Source organism: Saccharopolyspora sp. CA-218241 (assembly GCF_050954615.1).
Taxonomy (GTDB): Bacteria; Actinomycetota; Actinomycetes; order Mycobacteriales; family Pseudonocardiaceae; genus Saccharopolyspora; species Saccharopolyspora cebuensis.
Window position 1 is genome coordinate 3,250,559 of the sequence record NZ_CP191860.1, and the last position, 18,487, is coordinate 3,269,045.

At 72.9% G+C, this 18,487-nt stretch carries 16 protein-coding genes; 5 read left to right on the forward strand and 11 right to left on the reverse strand.

The features are described 5' to 3' along the window. Positions 1 to 25: 25 nt before the first annotated feature. The 7 genes from ACQP0T_RS15465 to ACQP0T_RS15495 form a co-directional block, all read right to left on the reverse strand. On the reverse strand, positions 26 to 949 hold the full coding sequence (locus tag ACQP0T_RS15465; protein WP_345365771.1) for an AEC family transporter: 924 nt from the start codon (positions 947 to 949) through the stop codon (positions 26 to 28). Positions 950 to 1,173: 224 nt separating this feature from the next. After that, positions 1,174 to 2,562, reverse strand: a complete 1,389-nt coding sequence (locus ACQP0T_RS15470; protein ID WP_433868702.1) for a GH1 family beta-glucosidase — start codon at positions 2,560 to 2,562, stop codon at positions 1,174 to 1,176. 1 nt (position 2,563) lies between these two features. After that, entirely contained in the window at positions 2,564 to 4,510 is a 1,947-nt protein-coding gene (locus ACQP0T_RS15475) for a cellulase family glycosylhydrolase (RefSeq protein WP_433868703.1), read from the reverse strand. Positions 4,511 to 4,569: 59 nt separating this feature from the next. Continuing rightward, positions 4,570 to 5,409 (reverse strand): carbohydrate ABC transporter permease, encoded by an 840-nt coding sequence (locus tag ACQP0T_RS15480; protein ID WP_345365765.1) that lies wholly within the window; start codon positions 5,407 to 5,409, stop codon positions 4,570 to 4,572. Then, a complete protein-coding gene (locus ACQP0T_RS15485) occupies positions 5,402 to 6,367 on the reverse strand; it encodes a carbohydrate ABC transporter permease (RefSeq protein ID WP_433868704.1) in 966 nt (321 codons plus the stop codon). Before ACQP0T_RS15485 ends, ACQP0T_RS15480 begins: the two co-directional genes overlap by 8 nt. Then, positions 6,364 to 7,680: an ABC transporter substrate-binding protein gene (locus ACQP0T_RS15490; RefSeq protein ID WP_433868705.1), complete on the reverse strand. Its 1,317-nt coding sequence runs from the start codon at positions 7,678 to 7,680 to the stop codon at positions 6,364 to 6,366. Before ACQP0T_RS15490 ends, ACQP0T_RS15485 begins: the two co-directional genes overlap by 4 nt. 134 nt (positions 7,681 to 7,814) lie before the next feature. Then, positions 7,815 to 8,825, reverse strand: a complete 1,011-nt coding sequence (locus ACQP0T_RS15495) for a LacI family DNA-binding transcriptional regulator (protein WP_345365759.1) — start codon at positions 8,823 to 8,825, stop codon at positions 7,815 to 7,817. A gap of 130 nt (positions 8,826 to 8,955) precedes the next feature. Here ACQP0T_RS15495 and ACQP0T_RS15500 point away from each other — a divergent pair, with 130 nt between their 5' ends. Beyond that, positions 8,956 to 9,609: an HAD family hydrolase gene (locus tag ACQP0T_RS15500; protein ID WP_433873738.1), complete on the forward strand. Its 654-nt coding sequence runs from the start codon at positions 8,956 to 8,958 to the stop codon at positions 9,607 to 9,609. Between the two features lie 102 nt (positions 9,610 to 9,711). Beyond that, positions 9,712 to 10,485, forward strand: coding sequence for an SDR family NAD(P)-dependent oxidoreductase (locus ACQP0T_RS15505; protein WP_433868706.1), 774 nt, complete (start codon positions 9,712 to 9,714; stop codon positions 10,483 to 10,485). Between the two features lie 225 nt (positions 10,486 to 10,710). Here the strand turns inward: ACQP0T_RS15505 and ACQP0T_RS15510 are convergent, their stop codons facing one another. Beyond that, positions 10,711 to 13,008, reverse strand: coding sequence for a transketolase-like TK C-terminal-containing protein (locus ACQP0T_RS15510; protein ID WP_433868707.1), 2,298 nt, complete (start codon positions 13,006 to 13,008; stop codon positions 10,711 to 10,713). Positions 13,009 to 13,137: 129 nt separating this feature from the next. On the opposite strand from ACQP0T_RS15510, the gene ACQP0T_RS15515 reads away from it, so the two are divergent. Continuing rightward, entirely contained in the window at positions 13,138 to 13,671 is a 534-nt protein-coding gene (locus tag ACQP0T_RS15515; protein ID WP_433868708.1) for an Lrp/AsnC family transcriptional regulator, read from the forward strand. On the opposite strand, the gene ACQP0T_RS15520 is transcribed toward ACQP0T_RS15515, so the two are convergent. Continuing rightward, complete coding sequence (locus ACQP0T_RS15520) at positions 13,598 to 14,620, reverse strand: DNA polymerase IV (RefSeq protein WP_433873740.1); 1,023 nt, start codon at positions 14,618 to 14,620, stop codon at positions 13,598 to 13,600. The genes ACQP0T_RS15515 and ACQP0T_RS15520 overlap by 74 nt on opposite strands. Positions 14,621 to 14,699: 79 nt before the next feature. On the opposite strand from ACQP0T_RS15520, the gene ACQP0T_RS15525 reads away from it, so the two are divergent. Beyond that, a complete protein-coding gene (locus ACQP0T_RS15525; RefSeq protein WP_433868709.1) occupies positions 14,700 to 15,182 on the forward strand; it encodes an NUDIX domain-containing protein in 483 nt (160 codons plus the stop codon). A gap of 308 nt (positions 15,183 to 15,490) precedes the next feature. Here the strand turns inward: ACQP0T_RS15525 and ACQP0T_RS15530 are convergent, their stop codons facing one another. Together ACQP0T_RS15530 and ACQP0T_RS15535 are read right to left on the reverse strand one after the other, a co-directional pair. Beyond that, entirely contained in the window at positions 15,491 to 16,819 is a 1,329-nt protein-coding gene (locus tag ACQP0T_RS15530; RefSeq protein ID WP_433868710.1) for an MFS transporter, read from the reverse strand. Between the two features lie 92 nt (positions 16,820 to 16,911). After that, complete coding sequence (locus ACQP0T_RS15535; RefSeq protein WP_433868711.1) at positions 16,912 to 17,730, reverse strand: alpha/beta fold hydrolase; 819 nt, start codon at positions 17,728 to 17,730, stop codon at positions 16,912 to 16,914. An 86-nt stretch (positions 17,731 to 17,816) separates the two neighbouring features. Here ACQP0T_RS15535 and ACQP0T_RS15540 point away from each other — a divergent pair, with 86 nt between their 5' ends. Then, a complete protein-coding gene (locus ACQP0T_RS15540; RefSeq protein ID WP_433868712.1) occupies positions 17,817 to 18,344 on the forward strand; it encodes a CGNR zinc finger domain-containing protein in 528 nt (175 codons plus the stop codon). Positions 18,345 to 18,487 lie beyond the last annotated feature (143 nt).

The following is an 18,487-nucleotide window of genomic DNA, read 5'->3' on the forward strand; positions in this document are numbered from 1 at the left end:
CCGCCCGGCGGCGCGGGACCGGCCTTCAGACGCCGAGCAGGGCCGAGACGGTGAAGATCACCGGCACCGACAGGACGGTGGACAGCAGGATGGACTCCCGGGCCAGGCGCACCCCCGCCTGGTACCGGGAGGCGTAGGTGAACAGGTTCTGCGCGGCGGGCAGCGCCGAGATCACCACCACCGCGAACAGCGAAGCGCCGGTGAGGCCGAACAGCCCGGCCCCGATGGCCCACGCGGCCACCGGGTGCCCGAACGACTTGAGCACCACCGACACCAAGACCGGGCCGCGCTCCTCGCCGACGCCGGGCAGCGGGCTGCCGTGCAGCGAGATGCCGAACGCCAGCAGCACCGAGGGCACCGCGAGCTGGCCGATGAGGGTGAGCGGCTCGGCGAGCGCGGTCGGGACGCGCCAGCCCAGGGCGGCCGTCCCGACCCCGGCCAGCGAGGCGATCACGATGGGGTTGCTGAACGGCGCGAGCACCCGGCGCCACCAGGGCGGGGGCGGCCCCTCGCGGGCGGCGTCCATCACGGTGAGCGCGATCGGGGTGAGCACCAGGAGCTGGAAGAGCATCACCGGTGCGATCAGCGAGGCGTCGCCGAGCACGTAGACCGCGATCGGGATGCCCAGGTTGCCCGCGTTGACGTAGCTGGAGCACAGCGCCCCGATGGTGGCGCGCCGGATGTTCCACCGCCGCAGGGCGGCGACCAGCACGAACAGCCCGGCCACCAGGAAGGTGCTCAGCGCCGAGACCACCAGCGGCGCCGAGATGAGCACCGACAGGTCCGACTCGGCCAGCATCGCGAACAGCAGCGCCGGGGTGGCGACGAAGAAGGAAAGCCTGGTCAGGACCTCGCGGCCGGAATCGCCGAGCGTGCCGAGCCTGCCCAGCGCGTAACCGACGACGATGATGACCGCGATGACGCCGAAGCCGGTGAGCACCCCGCTCACGACGTCGCGCCGGTGAGTCCACCGTGGACGGTGGCGCCGGGTACCGGGTTCCGGGAAGTGGACATGTTCCGCCGACTCCGAAGAAGAGTTCCGCTGCCCCCGAATCCTAGGGCACGGCGGCCCGGACGGGGCGGAAGTGCGACCAGGAGCACACCCGCCGCCGTCCGTCCACTGTGGTCATCCCCGGCCGCGGGCGGGCCCCACCCCGCCCGCGGCCGGGCGCATCAGCCCCGGGCGGTCCGGATCGCCCGGCGGTACCAGTCGAAGCTGTCCTTCGGCGTGCGCCGCTGGTCGGCGTAGTCGACGTGCACCAGGCCGAAGCGCTGCCGGTAGCCGTGCGCCCACTCGAAGTTGTCCAGCAGCGACCAGCAGAAGTAGCCGCGCACGTCCACCCCGTCGGCGATCGCCTCGCGCACCGCCCGCAGGTGCCCGTCGAGGTAGCCGATCCGGTGCGGGTCGGCCACCCGGCCCGCTTCGTCCGGTTCGTCGAAGCCCGAGGTGCCGTTCTCGGTGACGTGGATCGGCGGCAGTCCCGGGTACTCGGCGCGCAGCCACCGCAGCACCCGGCCCAGCCCGGCCGGTTCCACCGGCCAGCCCATCGTGGTCGCGCCCGCCCACTCCGGGTGCACCTTCGCCGCCCCGATGTCGGCGGCGTCGCGGCGCGCCGGATCGGGCTGTTCGTGCGGCGCGGCCCGCACGTACTCCGGGAAGTAGTTGTTCACGCCGAGGAAGTCCAGCGGGGTGCTCGCCAGCGCCAAGTCGCCGTCCCGGCGGAACCCGAAGTCGGTCAGCTCCCCCCAGGTCTCGTGCTCGGCCTCCGGGTGGCGGCCGGCCAGCACCGGGTCGGTGAACACCCGGTTGGACAGGCACTCCTGGCGCCGGGCGGCGGCGAGGTCGGCCGGGTCGTCACCGGCCGGCCGCACCGAGTTGAGGTTCAGCGTGATGCCGAAGCGCTCGTCGCCGTGCCGCTGTTCGCGCATGGCCGTCACCGCGAGGCCGTGCGCCACCAGCAGGTGGTGCGCGGCCCGCAGCGCCCCGGCGCCCTCCCGGGTGCCGGGTGCGTGCCTGCCCTCGGCGTGGCCGACGAACGCGGTGCAGTACGGCTCGTTGAGGGTCGTCCAGTGCCCGACGCGGTCGCCGAGCCGCCGGTGCACCAGCGCGGCGTAGTCGGCGAAGCGCTGCGCGGTGTCGCGCTCCCGCCAGCCGCCGCGGTCCTCCAGGGCCTGCGGCAGGTCCCAGTGGTACAGCGTCGGGAACGGCTCGATGTCCGCCGCGAGCAGCTCGTCGACCAGCCGGGAGTAGAAGTCCAACCCGGCGGCCAGCCCGGGCCCGCTGCCCTCCGGCTGGATCCGCGGCCAGGCGATCGAGAACCGGTAGGCGTCCACGCCGAGGGCGCGCATCAGCCCGATGTCCTCGGGGTACCGGTGGTAGTGGTCGCAGGCGACCTCCCCGGTGTCCCCGCCGTGCACCCGGCCCGGGGTGGCGGCGAAGGTGTCCCAGATCGACCGCCCCCGGCCGCCTGCCGCCACGGCGCCCTCGACCTGGTAGGCCGCGGTGGCCACCCCGAACCGGAAATCGGGCGGGAAGACCGGGAATCCGGCGAGTCCGTCCATGTCAGCCCTGCTCCTTCCACTCGACCACCCGCACCCCGAACGGGGGCAGCACGATCGTCGACGCGTCCGCTCCGGTGCCCAGCTCGTGCAGCGCTCCCCCGGTGACCTCCGGGCGAACCGCGCGCTCCTGCTCGTGCTGGCTGACCAGCCAGCAGAACCGCCTGCCGTCCTCGTGCGCCAGGACGTCGACGAGCACTCGCGGGTCGTCGACCGCGACCGGGCGGCGCACCCCGGCGACCTCGGCCAACGCGGCGTAGAGCCGGTGGGTGTCCTCCGGGTTGACCCGCGGGGTGACCGCGGCGAAGTGCTCCAGCGGGTAGGTGCACAGCACCGCCTGCCCCGCGCCGACCCGGTGCCGCAGCAGCGCGGGCCTGCCGTGGGCGTCGGTGGCGATCACCTCGGCGCCGTCGGGCACCACCGGCAGGTGGGTCCGGCTGTGCGCGTTGCCGCCCGCGCGGAACCGCAGCACCTCGCCCGCGGCGATGCCGCCGAAGTCGGTGCCGAAGGTCAGCTCCACGACCTCGTCGCCGACCTCGTCGACCACGCCGTAGGTGAGCTGCTTGCGCACCCCGAAGGTCTCGTCGAGGTACGGCAGCCACGGTTGCCGGTGGTGGCCGACCTCGCCGGAGGTGTAGGACAGGTACAGCACCGCGCCGTCGGCGACCCGCTGCCGCAGCCGCTGCCACGTGGGGCCCTGGAGCTGCTTGACGCAGGGCAGCAGGTACAGCGCGCAGTCCTCGGCCACGCCGTCGCGCTCCCGGCTGAACCCGAGGGCCAGGTCTGCCTCCCGGGCCGCGACGTAGGCCTGGTGCAGCGAGCCGAAGATCAGCGGCCGGTCGTCGTCCTGGGCGAAGGGGTAGCCGCGCTCCAGGTACTCGCTGACCACCAGCGCCGCCTCCGCCGGGACCCGCTCGCAGCGGGCGAAGTCCACCGCGTCGAGCACCTCGGCGAACGCGGCGAGCTCGTGCAGCGGCGGCTTCGGCCGTCCCCGGTGGTCGGTGATGCCGAAGTGCATCTCGAACGGGTGGTGCGAGTAGGGCGGCTGCTCGATCAGGTCGTCGTAGTCGGTGTTGTTCCAGGCAAGCCAGCCGGTCGCCCCGGCCAGCAGCGAGGTGTGCAGGGTCTGCCGGTAGTAGTGCGCGGCGCCCTCCTCGCCGACCTGGTCGCTGGACAGGCCGAACTCCTCCAGCACCACGGGCTTGCCCGCCACCGCCGCCAGCTCGCAGACGAAGGCGGCGCCGAGGTGCTGGCGGACCGGATCGCTGTCGGTCCGGTAGACGTGCGGGCCGACGAAGTCCACCAGCGCACCGGTCTCGCGCACCGAGAAGCCGTTGTCCACGCCGGTCACCTCGATGCCCCAGGCGCCGTCCCCGAGCGACACCGGCTGGTGCCCGCCGCCGGCGCGCACCGCCTGCACCACGAGCTCGGCCCAGGCGGTGACCTGCTCGGTGGGCGCCGCCGGCTGGTGCCGCAACCGCCCGTAGATCGGCATCTCGTTGCTGATCAGCCACGCCGCCACCGCGGGGTGCGCGGCGAAGCGCCGGGTCATCTCGCGGATGAACCAGGCCTGCCGGGACACCAGCCACACGTCGGCGTAGAGATCGCGGTCGCCGCGCCACGCCGGGTCCCAGTTGTCCCCGGACATGTGCCCGACCAGGAAGGTCGGGATCGAGGCCATGCCCAGCTCGCGGTGCGCGTCGAGGAAGTCCGCGAAGTGCGCGCACCCGTCCTCGTCGATCGTCTCGGGCGTCGGCATGAAGTCCGGCCAGTAGAAGAACGAGCGGGTCTGCCGCAGACCGTGCTCGTGCAGCACCCGGAGCTCCTCGCGCACCACCTCCGGGTCGTAGTTCCGCCACATCAGCGGCCCGCCGGTGCGGGACCAGAAGTTGGCCCCGAGCCAGACGGCCGGTCGGCCGCCCACCACCAGCTTGGCCGAGTCGCGTCGCATCGGTAGTGCCCTCCTCGAAAAGGTTCCCGCCGGGCGGCGCCCCGCCCGGCGGTGCCCGATCACTTCACCGCGCCCGCGGTGAGCCCTTGCGCCAGGTACTTCTGCATCATCAGGAACCCGATGACCACCGGGATGCTCACCACCAGCGAGGCCGCCATCACCTCGTTCCAGTACACCGAGGTCTGGGTGGAGTACTCCCGCAGGCCGACGGCGAGCGTCCGGGTGTCCGAGGTGGTCATGATCGAGGCGAACAGCGTCTCGCCCCACGCCGTCATGAAGGCGTAGACCCCGACCGCCGCGATGCCCGGCCGCGCCGCGGGCAGCACCACCCGGACCAGTGCCCGCACCGGCCCCGCCCCGTCGATCAGCGCCGCCTCGTCCAGCTCGCGCGGGATGGTGTCGAAGTAGCCGACGAGCATCCAGATCGAGAACGGCAGCGAGAACGTCAGGTAGGTGATGATCAACCCGAGGTGGCTGCCGTAGAGCACGATCCCGGTGGCCTGGCCGATGGTGGCGTAGAGCAGGTACAGCGGCAGCAGGAACAGGATGCCCGGGAACATCTGGGTGGACAGCACGACCATCCGGAACGAGTCCCGGCCGCGGAACCGGTACCGGCTGATCGCGTAGGCCGCGAAGATCGCGACGAGCAGCGACAGCGCCGCCGCGCCGAGCGAGACCACCGCGCTGTTGATGAAGTAGTCCGCCAGCGGGATGGTCGACCACATGTCGACGAAGGGCTGGAAGGTGATCTCCGAGGGGATCCACTGGAACCGGTCCTGCACGTCGGAGAGCGGCTTGACCGCCGTGGTCACCATCGTCACCAGCGGCAGCGTGGTGAACAGCCCGAGCAGCACCAGACCGACCACCCGCAGCACGCGGTACCAGTTCGGCTCAGACATCGCTCGACCTCCGGGACGTGACCGCGAGGTAGCCCGCGGTGACCAGCAGCAGGAACAGCAGCAGCAGCGCCGACATCGCCGACCCGAGGCCGAAGTTCCAGGTCAGGAACGAGCTGTTGTAGATGTGGATGGACAGCAGGTTCGCCGCGCTGGGCACCGACTTGTCGAACAGGATGTAGGCGACGTTGAAGTCGTTGAAGGTCCACAGGAACAGCACCAGCAGCAGGACCTGGGTGACCGGCCGCATCATCGGCAGCGTGATCGACCGGAACTGCTGCCACACGCCGGCCCCGTCGACCGTCGCGGCTTCGTAGACGTCGGTCGGGATGGACTGCATCCCCGCCATCAGCGCCAGGAACGCGAACGGCCACAGCCGCCACACCGCGGTCACCACCAGGCTCAGGAACGCGTTGTCGCCGAGCAGCCAGAACGTCTCACCGCTGCCGCCCAGCGACGCGAGCACGGAGTTCACCATGCCATCGCCCTGGTCCAGCATGAACTTCCAGATCATCACGGCGGTGTAGACCGGCAGCGCGTAGGGCACCAGGAACAGCGCCCGCAGCACCGCCCGGCCGGGGAACGAGCGTTGCAGCAGGGTGGCCGCGAACATGCCCAGCGCCCAGGAGATCCCCACGGTGAGCACCGCGAAGGCCAGGGTGATGCCGAAGGAGGTGAGCAGTTGGGTGCCGACCGCGCTGTCGAAGTCCAGCGCGAACCGGAAGTTGGCGAGTCCGGCGAAGGGGGCGTTGAGCCAGTCCCGCAACCAGAACTGGGTCAGCTCCAGCAGGCTCATCCAGAGCCCGCCGATCATCGGGACCAGGTGCACCAGCAGCTCGAACAGCAGCGCGGGCAGCACCAGCAGGTAGGGCAACCAGCGGCGGCCGGGCCGCCACCGGCCGCGCGGCGGGGTGCTCGCGGGTTCGGCGGGCGCGGTGCGCACCGCGGCGGTGTCGGTCATCCTCCGATCCCCCGCATCTTCTGCTCGGCGTCGTCCAGGGCGGCGCGCACGTCGTCGCGGGTGACGTCCTGGCCCGTGGCGATCCGGGCGAACAGGTCGCGCATCGCGGCGCCGACCGTGGTCTCGAAGTGGGCTTCGTTGGGGATCATCGGCACCGTCTCGGAATCCTGCTCCAGCACCTGCCGGAACACGTGGTCCACCGGGTTGTCGAAGGCCGGATCGCGGTAGGCGTCGGTGACCACGGGCAGCGTGCCGTAGGCGATGTTGAGGTCGGCCTGGGTCTCGGCGCTGGTCAGGAACTCGACCAGCCGGAGCGCTTCCTCGCGGCGCGGGCTGTCCTCGAACACCGCGATGTTGGAGCCCGCGACGTGGCTGCGCACCACCGCGCCGCCCGGCGGGAGCGGCTCGGGCACCGGCATCGGCACCACGCCCCACTCCTCGGCGGACATCCCGCTGCTCTCCAGCGTGGGGATGATGCTGTTCTGCGCGATGAGCATCGCCGCGCTGCCGTCGGTGAAGTTGGCCGCGGCGGCCGAGGCGTTGCCCTCCTCGGCGTCCTCCGGGCTGACCATCCCGCCCGGGCCCATCAGGTCGAGGTAGCGCTGCACCGCCGACACCGCGCCCGGGGAGGTAAAGGTGGCCCGGCCGTGCTCGTCGATGAGGTGCACGCCGTTCTGGCGGCCGAACATGAACGCGAAGTGCGCGTTCTCGGTGTAGCTGGCCCCGGCGATGGTCAGGCCCCACCGGTCCCGTTCCGGATCGGTGAGCCGCCGACCGGTCTCGACGAACTCCGCCCAGGTGCGCGGCGGTTCCAGCCCGGCCTTGGCGAAGCGCTCCTTGTGGTAGAAGAGCCCGTAGGCCAGGCCGTAGAGCGGCAGCGAGCTCGGCGGCCGACCGGCCATTCCCGCCGAGGTCATGCTGCTGGCCAGGAACCGGTCCCGGCCGCCGAAGCGCTGCATGAGCCGGTCGTCGAACTCGACGAAGGCCCCGGTCGCCTGCAACGAGGCCGCCCAGGTGTTGCCGAGGTTGACCACGTCCGGGCCGACGCCGGAGGTCGCCGCCGCCAGGATGCGGTTGAGCAGGTCGGCCCAGGAGATCACCTCGACATCGACCTCGATGCCGGTGCGTTCGGTGAACTCGGCCAGTTCCACGCCGAGGATCTCCAGGTCTTGCTGGGCGCTCTTGCCCTGGTTGCTCGCCCAGTAGGTCAGGGTGCCACCGGACCCGTCCGCCGGCTCGCTGCTCGCGCAGCCGGCCAACGCGCCTGCGAGCAGCACCGCGATGAGTGATAGCACGAGAGGCCGCTTGAACACGACAGAACTCCTCGTATGCCGCCGGACCCTCCGTTGGGTCCGTGGGGTCCCAAGCTAGGGACTTAACCGGTTAACCAGAAGAGCGCGCGGGCGTGGGTTACCGGGTCGTTACGGGCGGTGCGTCCGGATCGGCGCTACGCGGGGCCGGTGCTCGACCGCACGACGAGGGTGCGGTCGCCGAGGTCGCCGTCCACGCCCACACCGGTCTCGATCAGTTCGAGCAGCACCCGCGCCGCCTGCGCCCCGTCGGCGGTGACGTCGTGGTCGAACGCGGTGACCGCGGGCCGGACCACCCGGCACAGCATGGAGTCCTCCCAGGCCAGCACGGACAGCTCCGCCGGGATGCGGACGCCGAGCTCGTCGGCGTGGGCCACCGCGGCCACCGCCATCACGTCGTTGTCGTAGATGACCGCGGTCGGCCTCGGCCGCGCCGCCAGCAGCCGCCGGGTCGCCCGCAGCCCGCCGTCCTCGGTGTAGCCGCCGACCTCCCGGTGCAGCTCGATCCCGGCGAGCTCGTGGGCGGTGTCGCCGAGCACCGCCGCCCGGCGCAGCGTGTGCCGCAGGTTGTCCGGCCCCTGCACGTGCGCGATTCGCCGGTGCCCCAGCTCGACCAAGTGCGCCACGGCGCTGCGCGCGGTCCGCTCGTCGTCGGAGCGCAGCGCGGTGATCCCGGGCACCGGTCCGGCGGTGCCGAACAGCACCGCGGGCACGCCGAGCTCGCGCACCAGGCCGGGCCGGGGATCGGCGGTGCGCAGATCGGTGAGCACCACGCCGTCGATCCGCCGCTCCGCCCACCACTGCCGGTAGGTGGCCAGCTCGGTCTCGGTGTCGGAGGTCAGCGCGAGCTGCAACGAGACGCCGTAGGCGGACAGGGTCCGCTCCAGCCCGGCCACCAGCCGCATCAGGAACGGCTCGGTGCCGAGCAGTTCGGGCGGCCGGGCCAGCACGACACCCACGCTGGCCGCCCGGTCGCTGGACAGGGCGCGGGCGGCGGTGCTGGCCCGCCAGCCGAGCGCGGCGGCCACGTCGAGGATGCGCTCCCGGGTCTCCGGCGACACCCCGCCCTTGCCGTTGAGCGCGTAGGAGACCGCGGCCTTCGACACCCCGACCTCCCGCGCGATGTCGATGATCGTCGGTCGTTTCACCCCTGCTCCTCGGCCCGCCCGTGCGCTGCGCGAGGAGGAATGTAGCGCGTGGCGGGCCCGGCCCAGAAGGCCGCGCGCCCCGGGGCGCTCAGCGCCGGGGCGGACCGCGTTCTACGGTGGGACCGTGCGACTGGCAGGAGTGATCTTCGACCTCGACGGCGTGCTGGCCGACTCCGAGCAGCTCTGGGACCGGATCCGGCGCGAGGTGACGACCGGTTCCGGCGGCCACTGGGCCGAAGGCGCCACCGAGGCGATGATCGGCATGAGCACCCCGGAGTGGTCGCGCTACCTCGTCGAGGAGCTCGGCGCGGACCTCACCCCGGAGCAGGCCGCCGACACCGTCATCGACCGGATGGCCGAGCGGTACGCGACCGATCCGCCGGTGCTGCCGCACGCCGAGGAGGCGGTGCGCGCGGTCGCCGCGGACTACCCGACGGCGATCGCCAGTTCCGCCCCGCCCCGGATCATCCTGGCGTTCCTGGAGGTCACCGGCCTCGTCGACGTGGTGCGCGGGACGGTCTCCAGCGAGCAGGTGGGCGCGGGCAAACCCGCCCCGGACGTCTACCTGGAGGCGGCCCGGCGGATCGAGGTGCCCGCCGCCGAGTGCGCCGCCGTGGAGGACTCGGCCAACGGCATCCGGGCCGCCGCGGCGGCGGGCGCGACCGTGTTCGCGATCCCGAACCCGCACTTCCCGCCGGCCCAGGACGCGCTGGACCGCAGCCACCGGGTGCTCGGCGAGGTGCGCGAGGTGCCCGACGCCGTGCGCGCCCTCGCCGCGAGCTGACCGTCCACTGCGGACCTCCACCGTCCGGCCCTTGCCCGGTGCCCGGGAATTCGGGTAGGACTGGTGATCGCGCGCGTTCGCGCGGGCGGCGAGGAGGTTCCCATGGTGGTCGGCAACCCGTTCGACCTCACCGGGCACGTCAGCGTGATCACCGGCGGCAACTCCGGGATCGGCCTGGCGATGGCCAACGCGCTGGCCGCGGCGGGCGCCGACGTCTGCATCTGGGGCACCAACGAGCAGCGCAACACCGCGGCCGCCGCCGAACTGGAGCGGCACGGGCCCGGCGTCCTCGCGCTGCGCTGCGACGTCGGCGACGAGGATCAGGTGGAGGCGGCGATGGCCCGCACCGCGGAGCGGTTCGGGCGGCTGGACTCCTGCTTCGCCAACGCCGGGGTGGGCGGCGGTGGCACCCGCTTCGTCGACACCGACCTGGCCGAGTTCCGCCGGGTCACCCGGACCAACCTGGAGGGCGCGTTCCTGACGCTGCGCGCGGCGGCGCGGGTGCTGGTCGAACAGGGCGAGGGCGGCAGCCTCGTCGGCACGTCCAGCCTGGCCGCCCGGCAGGGCCAGCCGCGCGGCGAGGCCTACGCGGCGAGCAAGGGCGCACTGATCTCGATGATCAAGTCGATCGCGGTCGAGCTGGGCCGCCACCACGTGCGGGCCAACGCGGTGCTGCCGGGCTGGGTCAGCACCCCGCTGGCCGATCCGGCGCTGAACTCCGAGGGGTTCCAGCGCAAGGTGCTGCCCCGGATGCCGGTGGGCCGCTGGGGCCATCCCTCGGACTTCGGGTCGCTGGCGGTGTACCTGGCCAGCCCGGCCAGCGCCTTCCACACCGCCGACGCGCTCACCGTCGACGGCGGCTACATCTCCTTCTGAGCCACCCACCCGCACCGTCCCGCAGGCAAGCGGCGAAGCCGCTTCCGCCTCGCCCCACGCACGCAACTCGCACCGCCGCGGGTTCTCAGCGGCCTTCTCGCGAGGACAGCCGCGACGCCGTGTACGTGCCTGGTACATCGGGAGCGGCTCCCGCAGCGAGAAGGTCGCTGAGGTTCCGCCACCCGCACCGCCAAGCAAGACGAGTCCGGGAACGCCCCGCACCGATCACGGGCTGCCCAGCAGGTCGAGGGCGGCGCGCAGCACGCTGTCGGCGTCGATGCCGTGGTGCCGGTAGACGTCGGGCAGCGCACCGGACTGCCCGAAGCCGGTGACGCCGAGGTGCGCGGCGCGGACCTGGTTGATCCCGGCCAGGAAGGCCAGCGTGTGCGGGTGCCCGTCGAGCACGGTGACCATCGGGGCGGCGCGGTGGGCCGGGAAGACCTGGTCCAGGACGCCGCGATCGGACCCGGTGCGCAGCGCCTCGAACAGCAGTCCGGGACTGGTCGCGCACACCACGTCGGCGCGCACGCCGAGGTCGTCGAGGCGGTCCGCGGCGGCCAGCACCTCGGGCAGCACCGCGCCCATCCCGACTAGGGTGACCTGCGGGGCGTCCGGGCGGCGCAGCGCGTAGGCCCCGGCCACCACCTGCCGCCTGCGCCGTTCCCGCGCCGCGGGGTCGGCCGGTACCGCGGCCAGCGCCTGGTCCACCGGCCGGGTGGACAACCGCAGGTAGGAGGACGTGCCGTCCGGCCTGCCGAGCCGCGCCAGCGAGGCCAGCAGGCACCACTCGACGTCCACCGCGAACGCCGGTTCGTAGGACACGCAGCCGGGCTGTTCCAGGGTGATCGAGGGGGTGGTCACCGACTGGTGCGCGCCACCCTCCGGCGCCAGGCTCACCCCGGACGGGGTGCCGACCAGGATGGACTGGCCGCCGCCGTAGAGGCCGAACGCCCACGGCTCCAAGGCGCGTCCCACGAAGCAGTCGTAGACCACGCCGATCGGCAGCAGCGGCCGGCCCCACCGGCTCCAGGTGCTGCCCAGCTCGCCGAGCAGCCCCACCAGGTTGGTCTCGGCGATGCCCAGCTCGACGTGCTGGCCCGCCGGGCGTTCCCGCCAGTGCAGGATGGTGTCGGCGTCGTCGGCGAACCAGTCCACCCGCTCGGCGGGCGACCACACCCCCACCTTGTTCAGCCAGCCGCCGAGGTTCGTCGAGGAGCTGACGTCCGGCGCCAGGGTCACCACCCGCTCCGCCGCCTCCGGCGCGCTGCGGGTCAGGTCCAGCAGCGCCCGGCCGAGCGCGGCCTGCGTGGTGGTGGTGCCGGTGGGCGTGCGCCCGATGTCGGTGGGCAGCTCCGGCGGGGCCGCCACCGGGGCGGGTTCGCGGTGCAGCCGCCGCGCGGTGTCCCGGCACAGCAGACCGGCCGGGCTGCCTTCGGCGAAGCGCTGCCACGGCGCGTCCGGGTCGATGCCGACCCGGTCGGCGAGCTCGGCGAGCTGGTCGGCGGTGAGCAGCGACGCGTGGTTCTGCGGGTGGCCCTGCGAGGCCAGGCCGTAACCCTTGACGGTGTAGGCGAAGATCACCGTCGGCCGGGTGTCGTCGATGGCGCGGAACGCCCCGTCGAGCGCGTCGAGGTCGTGGCCGCCGAGGTTGCGGATCGCGGCGAGCAGCGCGTCGTCGTCCACGTCGGACAGCACCCGGGCGATGCCGGTGCCGTCCGCGCCGGGCAACCGTTCCCGCAGCTCGGCCGCGGAGCAGCGCAGCAGCCGCTGGTACTCCGGGTTGCTCATGCCGTCGATGCGGTCCCGCAACGCCGCGCCGCCGGGCCGGGCGAACAGCTCCTCCAACTCCCGGCCGTACTTCACCGCGAGCACCTGCCAGCCCGCCGCGGCGAACATGCCCTGCAACCGGTTCGCGGCGATGTCGGGCACCACGCGGTCCAGCGACTGGCGGTTGAGGTCGACCACCCAGACCACCTCGCCGAGCCCGGCGACGGTCGGGTCCAGGATCGCTTCCCAGCAGGCGCCCTCGTCGAGCTCCGCGTCGCCGAGCAGCGAGAACTGCCTGCCCGCGGGACCGCTGCCTGGGAAGTGGCTGTCCACGTAGCGGCGGGCCACCGCGCCCCAGATCGGGGCGGTGGCACCGATGCCGACCGAACCGGTGGAGTAGTCGGCGGGGACCGGGTCCTTGGTGCGGCTCGGGTAGCTCTGCAGCCCGCCGAACTCGCGCAAGGTGGTCAGGGACGACTCGTCGAGCGCGCCCAGCAGGTAGTTGATCGCGTGCAGCACCGGCGAGGCGTGCGGCTTGACCGACACCCGGTCGGCCGGGGTGAGGTGGCGGAACCACAGCTCGGTCATGATCGACACCATGGAGGCGCTGGAGGCCTGGTGGCCGCCCACCTTCATCCCGGAGGGGTTGGGCCGCACCCGGTTGGCGTGGTCGACGATCGCCGTCGACAACCACAGCACCCGTTGCTCGACCTCGCGCAGCACCTCGGTGCCGGTGCGGACCACCGCGCTGGTCATCGTTCCTCCTCGCCGCCGCCACATTGCTCCCGAGAGCAGACCAAGAGCACAATCACCGCACAAGACGACGGCCTGAAATCGCGCAGGATGCACCCCGCGGCGCGGGGTGCGCGCCCGGAGGTGAGCATTGTGCCCAGCGATGCGCTCGACGAGCTGGACATCCGGCTGCTGCGCGCCCTCACCGAGGAACCCCGCGCCACGGCCGTGGCGTTGGCCGAGCGCGTCGGGCTGTCCCGCAACACCGTGCAGGCGCGGCTGGCCAAGCTGGAAGCGGTCCTCGCCTCCTTCGAGAACCGCATCGACCCGGCGGCGCTGGGCTACCCGCTGACGGCGTTCATCACGGTCCAGGCCACCCAGCGGCTGCTGGACCAGCTCGCCTCGGCGCTGCGCACCATCCCCGAGGTGGTGGAGGTGGTCGGCGTCGCCGGGGAGACCGACCTGCACGTGCGGGTGGTCGCCACCGACACCGACGACCTCTACCGGATCGCCGGGCAGATCCTGGACGCGCCGGGCGTCGAACGCACCAGCACCGCGCTGGCGATGCGCCGGCTGGTCGACTTCCGGCTCACCCCGCTGCTGGAGAAGGTGCTCACCGAGCGAGTTCGGCCCGCACGCCGACCAACCGCACCGGCCGGGCCAGCTCGAAGCGCTCCAGCGCGGTGAGCGCCGCGCGCTCGATCGCGTCCTGATCGCGGGTCGCCGCGTCCAGCCCGGCGCCACGGGTGCGGGTGGCGAACCGGGAGTCGCGGACGGTGACCACGATCCTGCGGGCCAGCTCGTCGGCCTCCCGGAGGTCCGCGGCGACCACCTGGCACAGCCGCAGCACCTCGGCGCGGATCAGCTCGGCGTCCCGCACGTCGCGCTGGAAGGTGACCTCGCGGCCGTGCGAGCGGGCCTGGTGCGGCGCATCGGTCACCGGGCTGGAGTCGTAGCCGTGGGCCAGCGCCACCAGCCACGGACCGATGTTCGGCCCGAACTCCCCGGCCAGCTCGGCCATCGGCGTCGCGGCCAGCGCCCGGACGGTCGTGATGCCCCGGGCGACGAGCTTCTTCGCCGTCTTGGCGCCGATGCCCGGCAGCGCCTCCGGCGGCCGGTCGGCCATCACCTCGACCCAGTTCGCCCGCTCCAGCCGGAACACCCCGGCGGGTTTGGCGAAGCCGGAGGCGAGCTTGGCGCGCAGCTTGTTGTCGCCGATGCCGACCGAGCAGACCAGCCCGGTGGCCGCCAGCACCCGGGCCCGCAGCGACTCGGCGGTGCGCTCGGGGTCGTCGGTGTCCACCAGCAGGAACGCCTCGTCCCACCCGGCGACCTCCAGCACGCCGCCGGTCCCGCCCAGCACCGCCATCACCTCCGCCGACGCGGCCAGGTAGGTCTCCCGGTCGGTCGGCAGGAACACCGCGTCCGGGCAGCGGGCGGCGGCCGTGCGCAGCGGCGTCCCGGAGCTCACCCCGTGCGCGCGGGCCTCGTAAGACGCCCCGGCCACGACGCCGCGTTCGGTGGGGTCGCCGGAGCCGCCGACGAGCACCGGACGTCCGCGCAGCTCGGGACGGCGCAGCAGCTCGACGGCCACGATGAACTGGTCGAGGTCGGCATGCAGCACCACCCGCTCCACCGCTCCAGCATCGTCGGCACCGGGCGGGACGGGCAACCGGGCGGGGCGGGCAACCGGGCGGATGCGCCAGACTGGCGGGATGGGCACGCGCAGCGCGGGGATCATGCTGTTCCGCATCGCCGACCGGGCGCCGGAGGTGCTCCTGGTGCACCCCGGCGGGCCGTTCTGGCGGAACAAGGACGCCGGGGCCTGGTCGATCCCCAAGGGCGAGCACGACCCCGAGGAGCGCCCGGAGGCGGCGGCGGTCCGGGAGTTCGCCGAGGAGACCGGGCTGGTGCTCGACGCGGCGGAGCTGACCGGTCTGGGCGAGGTCCGCCAGCGCGGCGGCAAGGTCGTCACCGCCTTCGCCGCCGAGGGCGACTTCGACGTCACCGCGCTGCGCAGCAACGAGTTCGAGCTGGCGTGGCCACCGCGCTCCGGCCGGGTCCAGCGGTTCCCGGAGGTCGATCGCGCGCTGTGGTGCACCCCGGAGACCGCCCGCGACAAGCTGCTACCGGCCCAGGTGGCGTTCCTCGACCGCCTGTCCGACCTGCTCGCCGAAGCCCACCGGATCGACCGCTGAACCCCACCCCCGACCGGGTGGTCCGCTCTCAGGTGAGGCGCACCCTTGTCCCGGTTAGGGGTCTTTTCAGAATGCGGCGGAGCCGCATGCGGTGAGGCCGTCAACCGGCACCGCGGCGGGTTCTCAGCGGTCTTCTCGCGAGGACGCCCTGACGCCGTGTACGCGCTTGTACACGAGGAAGGGCGCCCGGAGCGAGAAGGCCGCTGAGGTTCCGCCACCCGCACCGCCAAGCAGGCCATTGGCGAAAGCAGTCCTTGCTTGGGCAAGGGTGCCCCTCACTCAGCACACTGCCGGGTGGTGGGAGGCGCTCAGTCCTCCAGGGCTCGTTCCCTGGTCTCCTTGCTGACCAGCAGCGCGATCAGCGTCAGCGCGCCCATCGCGGCCAGGTAGATGCCGACCCAGCCCAGCCCGTGCGAGCTGGCCAGCCAGGTGGCGATGTAGGGCGCCACCGAGGCGCCGAGCAGGCTGGCCACGTTGTAGGACACCGAGGCACCGGTGTAGCGGACCGCCGTCGGGAACAGCTCCGGCAGCACCGCACCCATCGGACCGAAGGTCAGCCCCATCAGGCCGAGCCCGACGATCAGGAAGCTCAGCGAGGACGCGGTGGAACCGGCGCCGAACCAGGGGCCGAGCAGCACGCCGAAGACGATGATCGCCACCGTGGTCACGATCAAGGTGGGGCGGCGTCCGTACCGGTCGGCCAGCAGTCCCGCGATCGGCACGGTCAGCCCGAAGAACACCACGCCGACCAGCAGCAGCACCAGGAATTCGGAGCGCTCGAAGCCCAGGCCGGTGTCGGCGGTGCCGTAGGACAGCGAGAACACCGTCATCAGGTAGAACAGCACGTAGGTCGCCAGCATGATGAAGGTGCCCAGCACCAGCGCGGTGAAGTCGGTGCGGAAGACCTGCACGAACGGCACCTTGGCGCGCTCGTTGCGCTCCACCACCCCGGCGAAGGCCGGCGACTCGTGCAGGCTCAGCCGCACCCACAGCCCGACGAGCACCAGCACCGCCGAGACCAGGAACGGGATCCGCCAGCCCCAGGACAGGAACGCCTGGTCGCTCATCGTCCCGGACAGGATCAGGAACAGCCCGTTGGCCATGAAGAAGCCGATCGGCGCTCCGAGCTGCGGGAAGGTGCCGAAGAAGGCGCGGCGTCCCGGCGGGGCGTTCTCGGTGGCCAGCAGCGCGGCGCCGCCCCACTCGCCGCCGAGCCCGAGGCCCTGGCCGAAGCGGCACAGCGCCAGCAGCAGCGGGGCCAGCACGCCGATCTGGGCGTAGCCGGGCAGCAACCCGATCAGCACCGTGGAGATGCCCATCGTCAGCAGCGAGGCCACCAGCGTGGACTTGCGGCCGATGCGGTCCCCGAAGTGGCCGAAGAGCGCGGAGCCGACCGGCCGGGCGACGAAGGCGATCGCGAAGGTCGCCAGCGATTGCAGGGTGGCGGCGACGTCGTCGCCCGCCGGGAAGAACAGGTGCGGGAAGACCAGCACCGCCGCGGTGGCGTAGACGTAGAAGTCGTAGAACTCGATCGAGGTCCCGACGAGGCTCGCCACCACGACCTTCTTGGTCGAGTTCCGCGGGGCCCCACCGGGACTCCCCTCCACCCCTGCTGGCGGAGCGTGGCCGACAGACATGGCCGAGCCTCCTCATTCATACGAACGGACTAGAGGACTCTAACCCGACAGCTACCAATCTCCGGGACCGGGTTCCCGGATGGTGGACGAGGTCACGGCCGCAGGAACCGCGCCAGCAGCACGGCGAGCTCGGCGGGAGCGTCGTGCTGCACCAGGTGGCCCGCACCGGGGAGCCGCTCGTGGCGCGCCCCCGGGATCGCCGCCGCGAGCCGCGCGCCCCGCTCCGGCGGCAGCCAGTCGTCGTGCTCGCCCCACCCGACCAGCACCCGGCAGCCCAGCTCACCGAGCCGGTCCTCGAACTCGCGGGTCCACCGCTCGTCGGCCTGGGCGATCTGCCGGTAGAAGGCCTGCTGGCCGGCCGCCCCGAGCCACGGTCCGACCAGCTCGTCGAGCACGGCGGGAGCCGGCTCGCGGTGCGCGGCGCTGCGCACGTAGCGGCGCACCAGCGCCTCGTGCAGGTGCGCGGGGAGGGCGCCGAACACCGCCGCGTGCTCCCGGACCAGCCGGAAGAACGGCGACCCCCACGGCCGGATGGCCACCGCGTCGAGCAGCGCCAGCCGCCCGTAGCGCGCACCGCCCAGCAGCGCGGTGCGGAGCGCCACCGCACCCCCGATGTCGTGGGCGACCACCGCCGGTTCGGCCAGGCCCCAGCGCTCCAGCAGCTCGGCGAAGATCCGCTGCTGCCCGACCAGCGAGACGTCCTGGCCGTCCCGCATGGTGGACCTGCCGTAGCCGAGCAGGTCGTAGACGAACACCTCGTGGTCCCGGCTGAGCGCGGTGGCGACCTCCCGCCACACGACCGAGGAGAACGGCGTGCCGTGCAGCAGCACCACCGGACTCCCCCGCCCCGACCGGGCCCAGCGGACCGTGCCGCCCTCGGTCTCGTGCCGCTCCGGCAGCTCCCAGGCCATGGACACCTCCAGTTACCGTCTTAGGCGAGATGACGGTAACAACCGCCGTTACCGTCAACAAGACCCAAGCGGTAATCTGGTCGACGATGAGCTACGACCGCCCCGCCGCCCCCGGACCGCTCGAAGCGGTCGAGTCCTTCGCCAACACGGCCCGCTTGCTGCGCCAGGAGGACCAGCTCGCCGACCTCGGCGGCGCGGTGGCGTGGCTGCGCGGCCGGGGATGCGAGGAGGCGGCCGCGGCCCTCGACGAAACCGGGCGGCAGGAGATGGTGGGACTCCGGGAGGCGTTGCGCGCGCACCTCGGCGGGCAATCGGCGGCCGAACTCGACGCGGCTTCCCGGCGGCTGCTGGGCGCCCCGCAGTGGCGGGACGGCGGACCCCGGATCGCGGTGCTCGCCGCCGATCCGGTGCGGCGGGTGCTCGGCGAGGTGGTTCGCTCCCTGGCGGAGGCGGAACTGGCCGGCGCCGACCGGCTCAAGGTATGCCGCGCCGAGGACTGCCGGTGGGTGTTCTACGACCGCTCCCCGGCGGGCAACGCGACCTGGTGCAGCATGGACATCTGCGGCGCGCGGCACAAGATGCGGACCTACCGCTCCCGCCGCAGCACCGGCTGAGCCCAGCGGCGGAAGCCCACCCGCTCCGCTCCCGAGCCACGGGCGGAGCCCGACCGACCAGGCGCTCGCGGACACGAGTGAGGGGCACCTCCACCCGACATAGCCGGATGAAGGTGCCCCTCACTCAGGAAAGTCGCGGCCGA

Coding starts and splice junctions, on each gene's coding strand:
- ACQP0T_RS15470 (WP_433868702.1), bottom strand. CDS start 2,562: ATGGACGGACTCGCCGGATTCCCGGTCTTCCCGCCCGATTTCCGGTTC.
- ACQP0T_RS15475 (WP_433868703.1), bottom strand. CDS start 4,510: ATGCGACGCGACTCGGCCAAGCTGGTGGTGGGCGGCCGACCGGCCGTC.
- ACQP0T_RS15480 (WP_345365765.1), bottom strand. CDS start 5,409: ATGTCTGAGCCGAACTGGTACCGCGTGCTGCGGGTGGTCGGTCTGGTG.
- ACQP0T_RS15485 (WP_433868704.1), bottom strand. CDS start 6,367: ATGACCGACACCGCCGCGGTGCGCACCGCGCCCGCCGAACCCGCGAGC.
- ACQP0T_RS15505 (WP_433868706.1), top strand. CDS start 9,712: ATGGTGGTCGGCAACCCGTTCGACCTCACCGGGCACGTCAGCGTGATC.
- ACQP0T_RS15510 (WP_433868707.1), bottom strand. CDS start 13,008: ATGACCAGCGCGGTGGTCCGCACCGGCACCGAGGTGCTGCGCGAGGTC.
- ACQP0T_RS15525 (WP_433868709.1), top strand. CDS start 14,700: ATGGGCACGCGCAGCGCGGGGATCATGCTGTTCCGCATCGCCGACCGG.
- ACQP0T_RS15530 (WP_433868710.1), bottom strand. CDS start 16,819: ATGTCTGTCGGCCACGCTCCGCCAGCAGGGGTGGAGGGGAGTCCCGGT.
- ACQP0T_RS15535 (WP_433868711.1), bottom strand. CDS start 17,730: ATGGCCTGGGAGCTGCCGGAGCGGCACGAGACCGAGGGCGGCACGGTC.
- ACQP0T_RS15540 (WP_433868712.1), top strand. CDS start 17,817: ATGAGCTACGACCGCCCCGCCGCCCCCGGACCGCTCGAAGCGGTCGAG.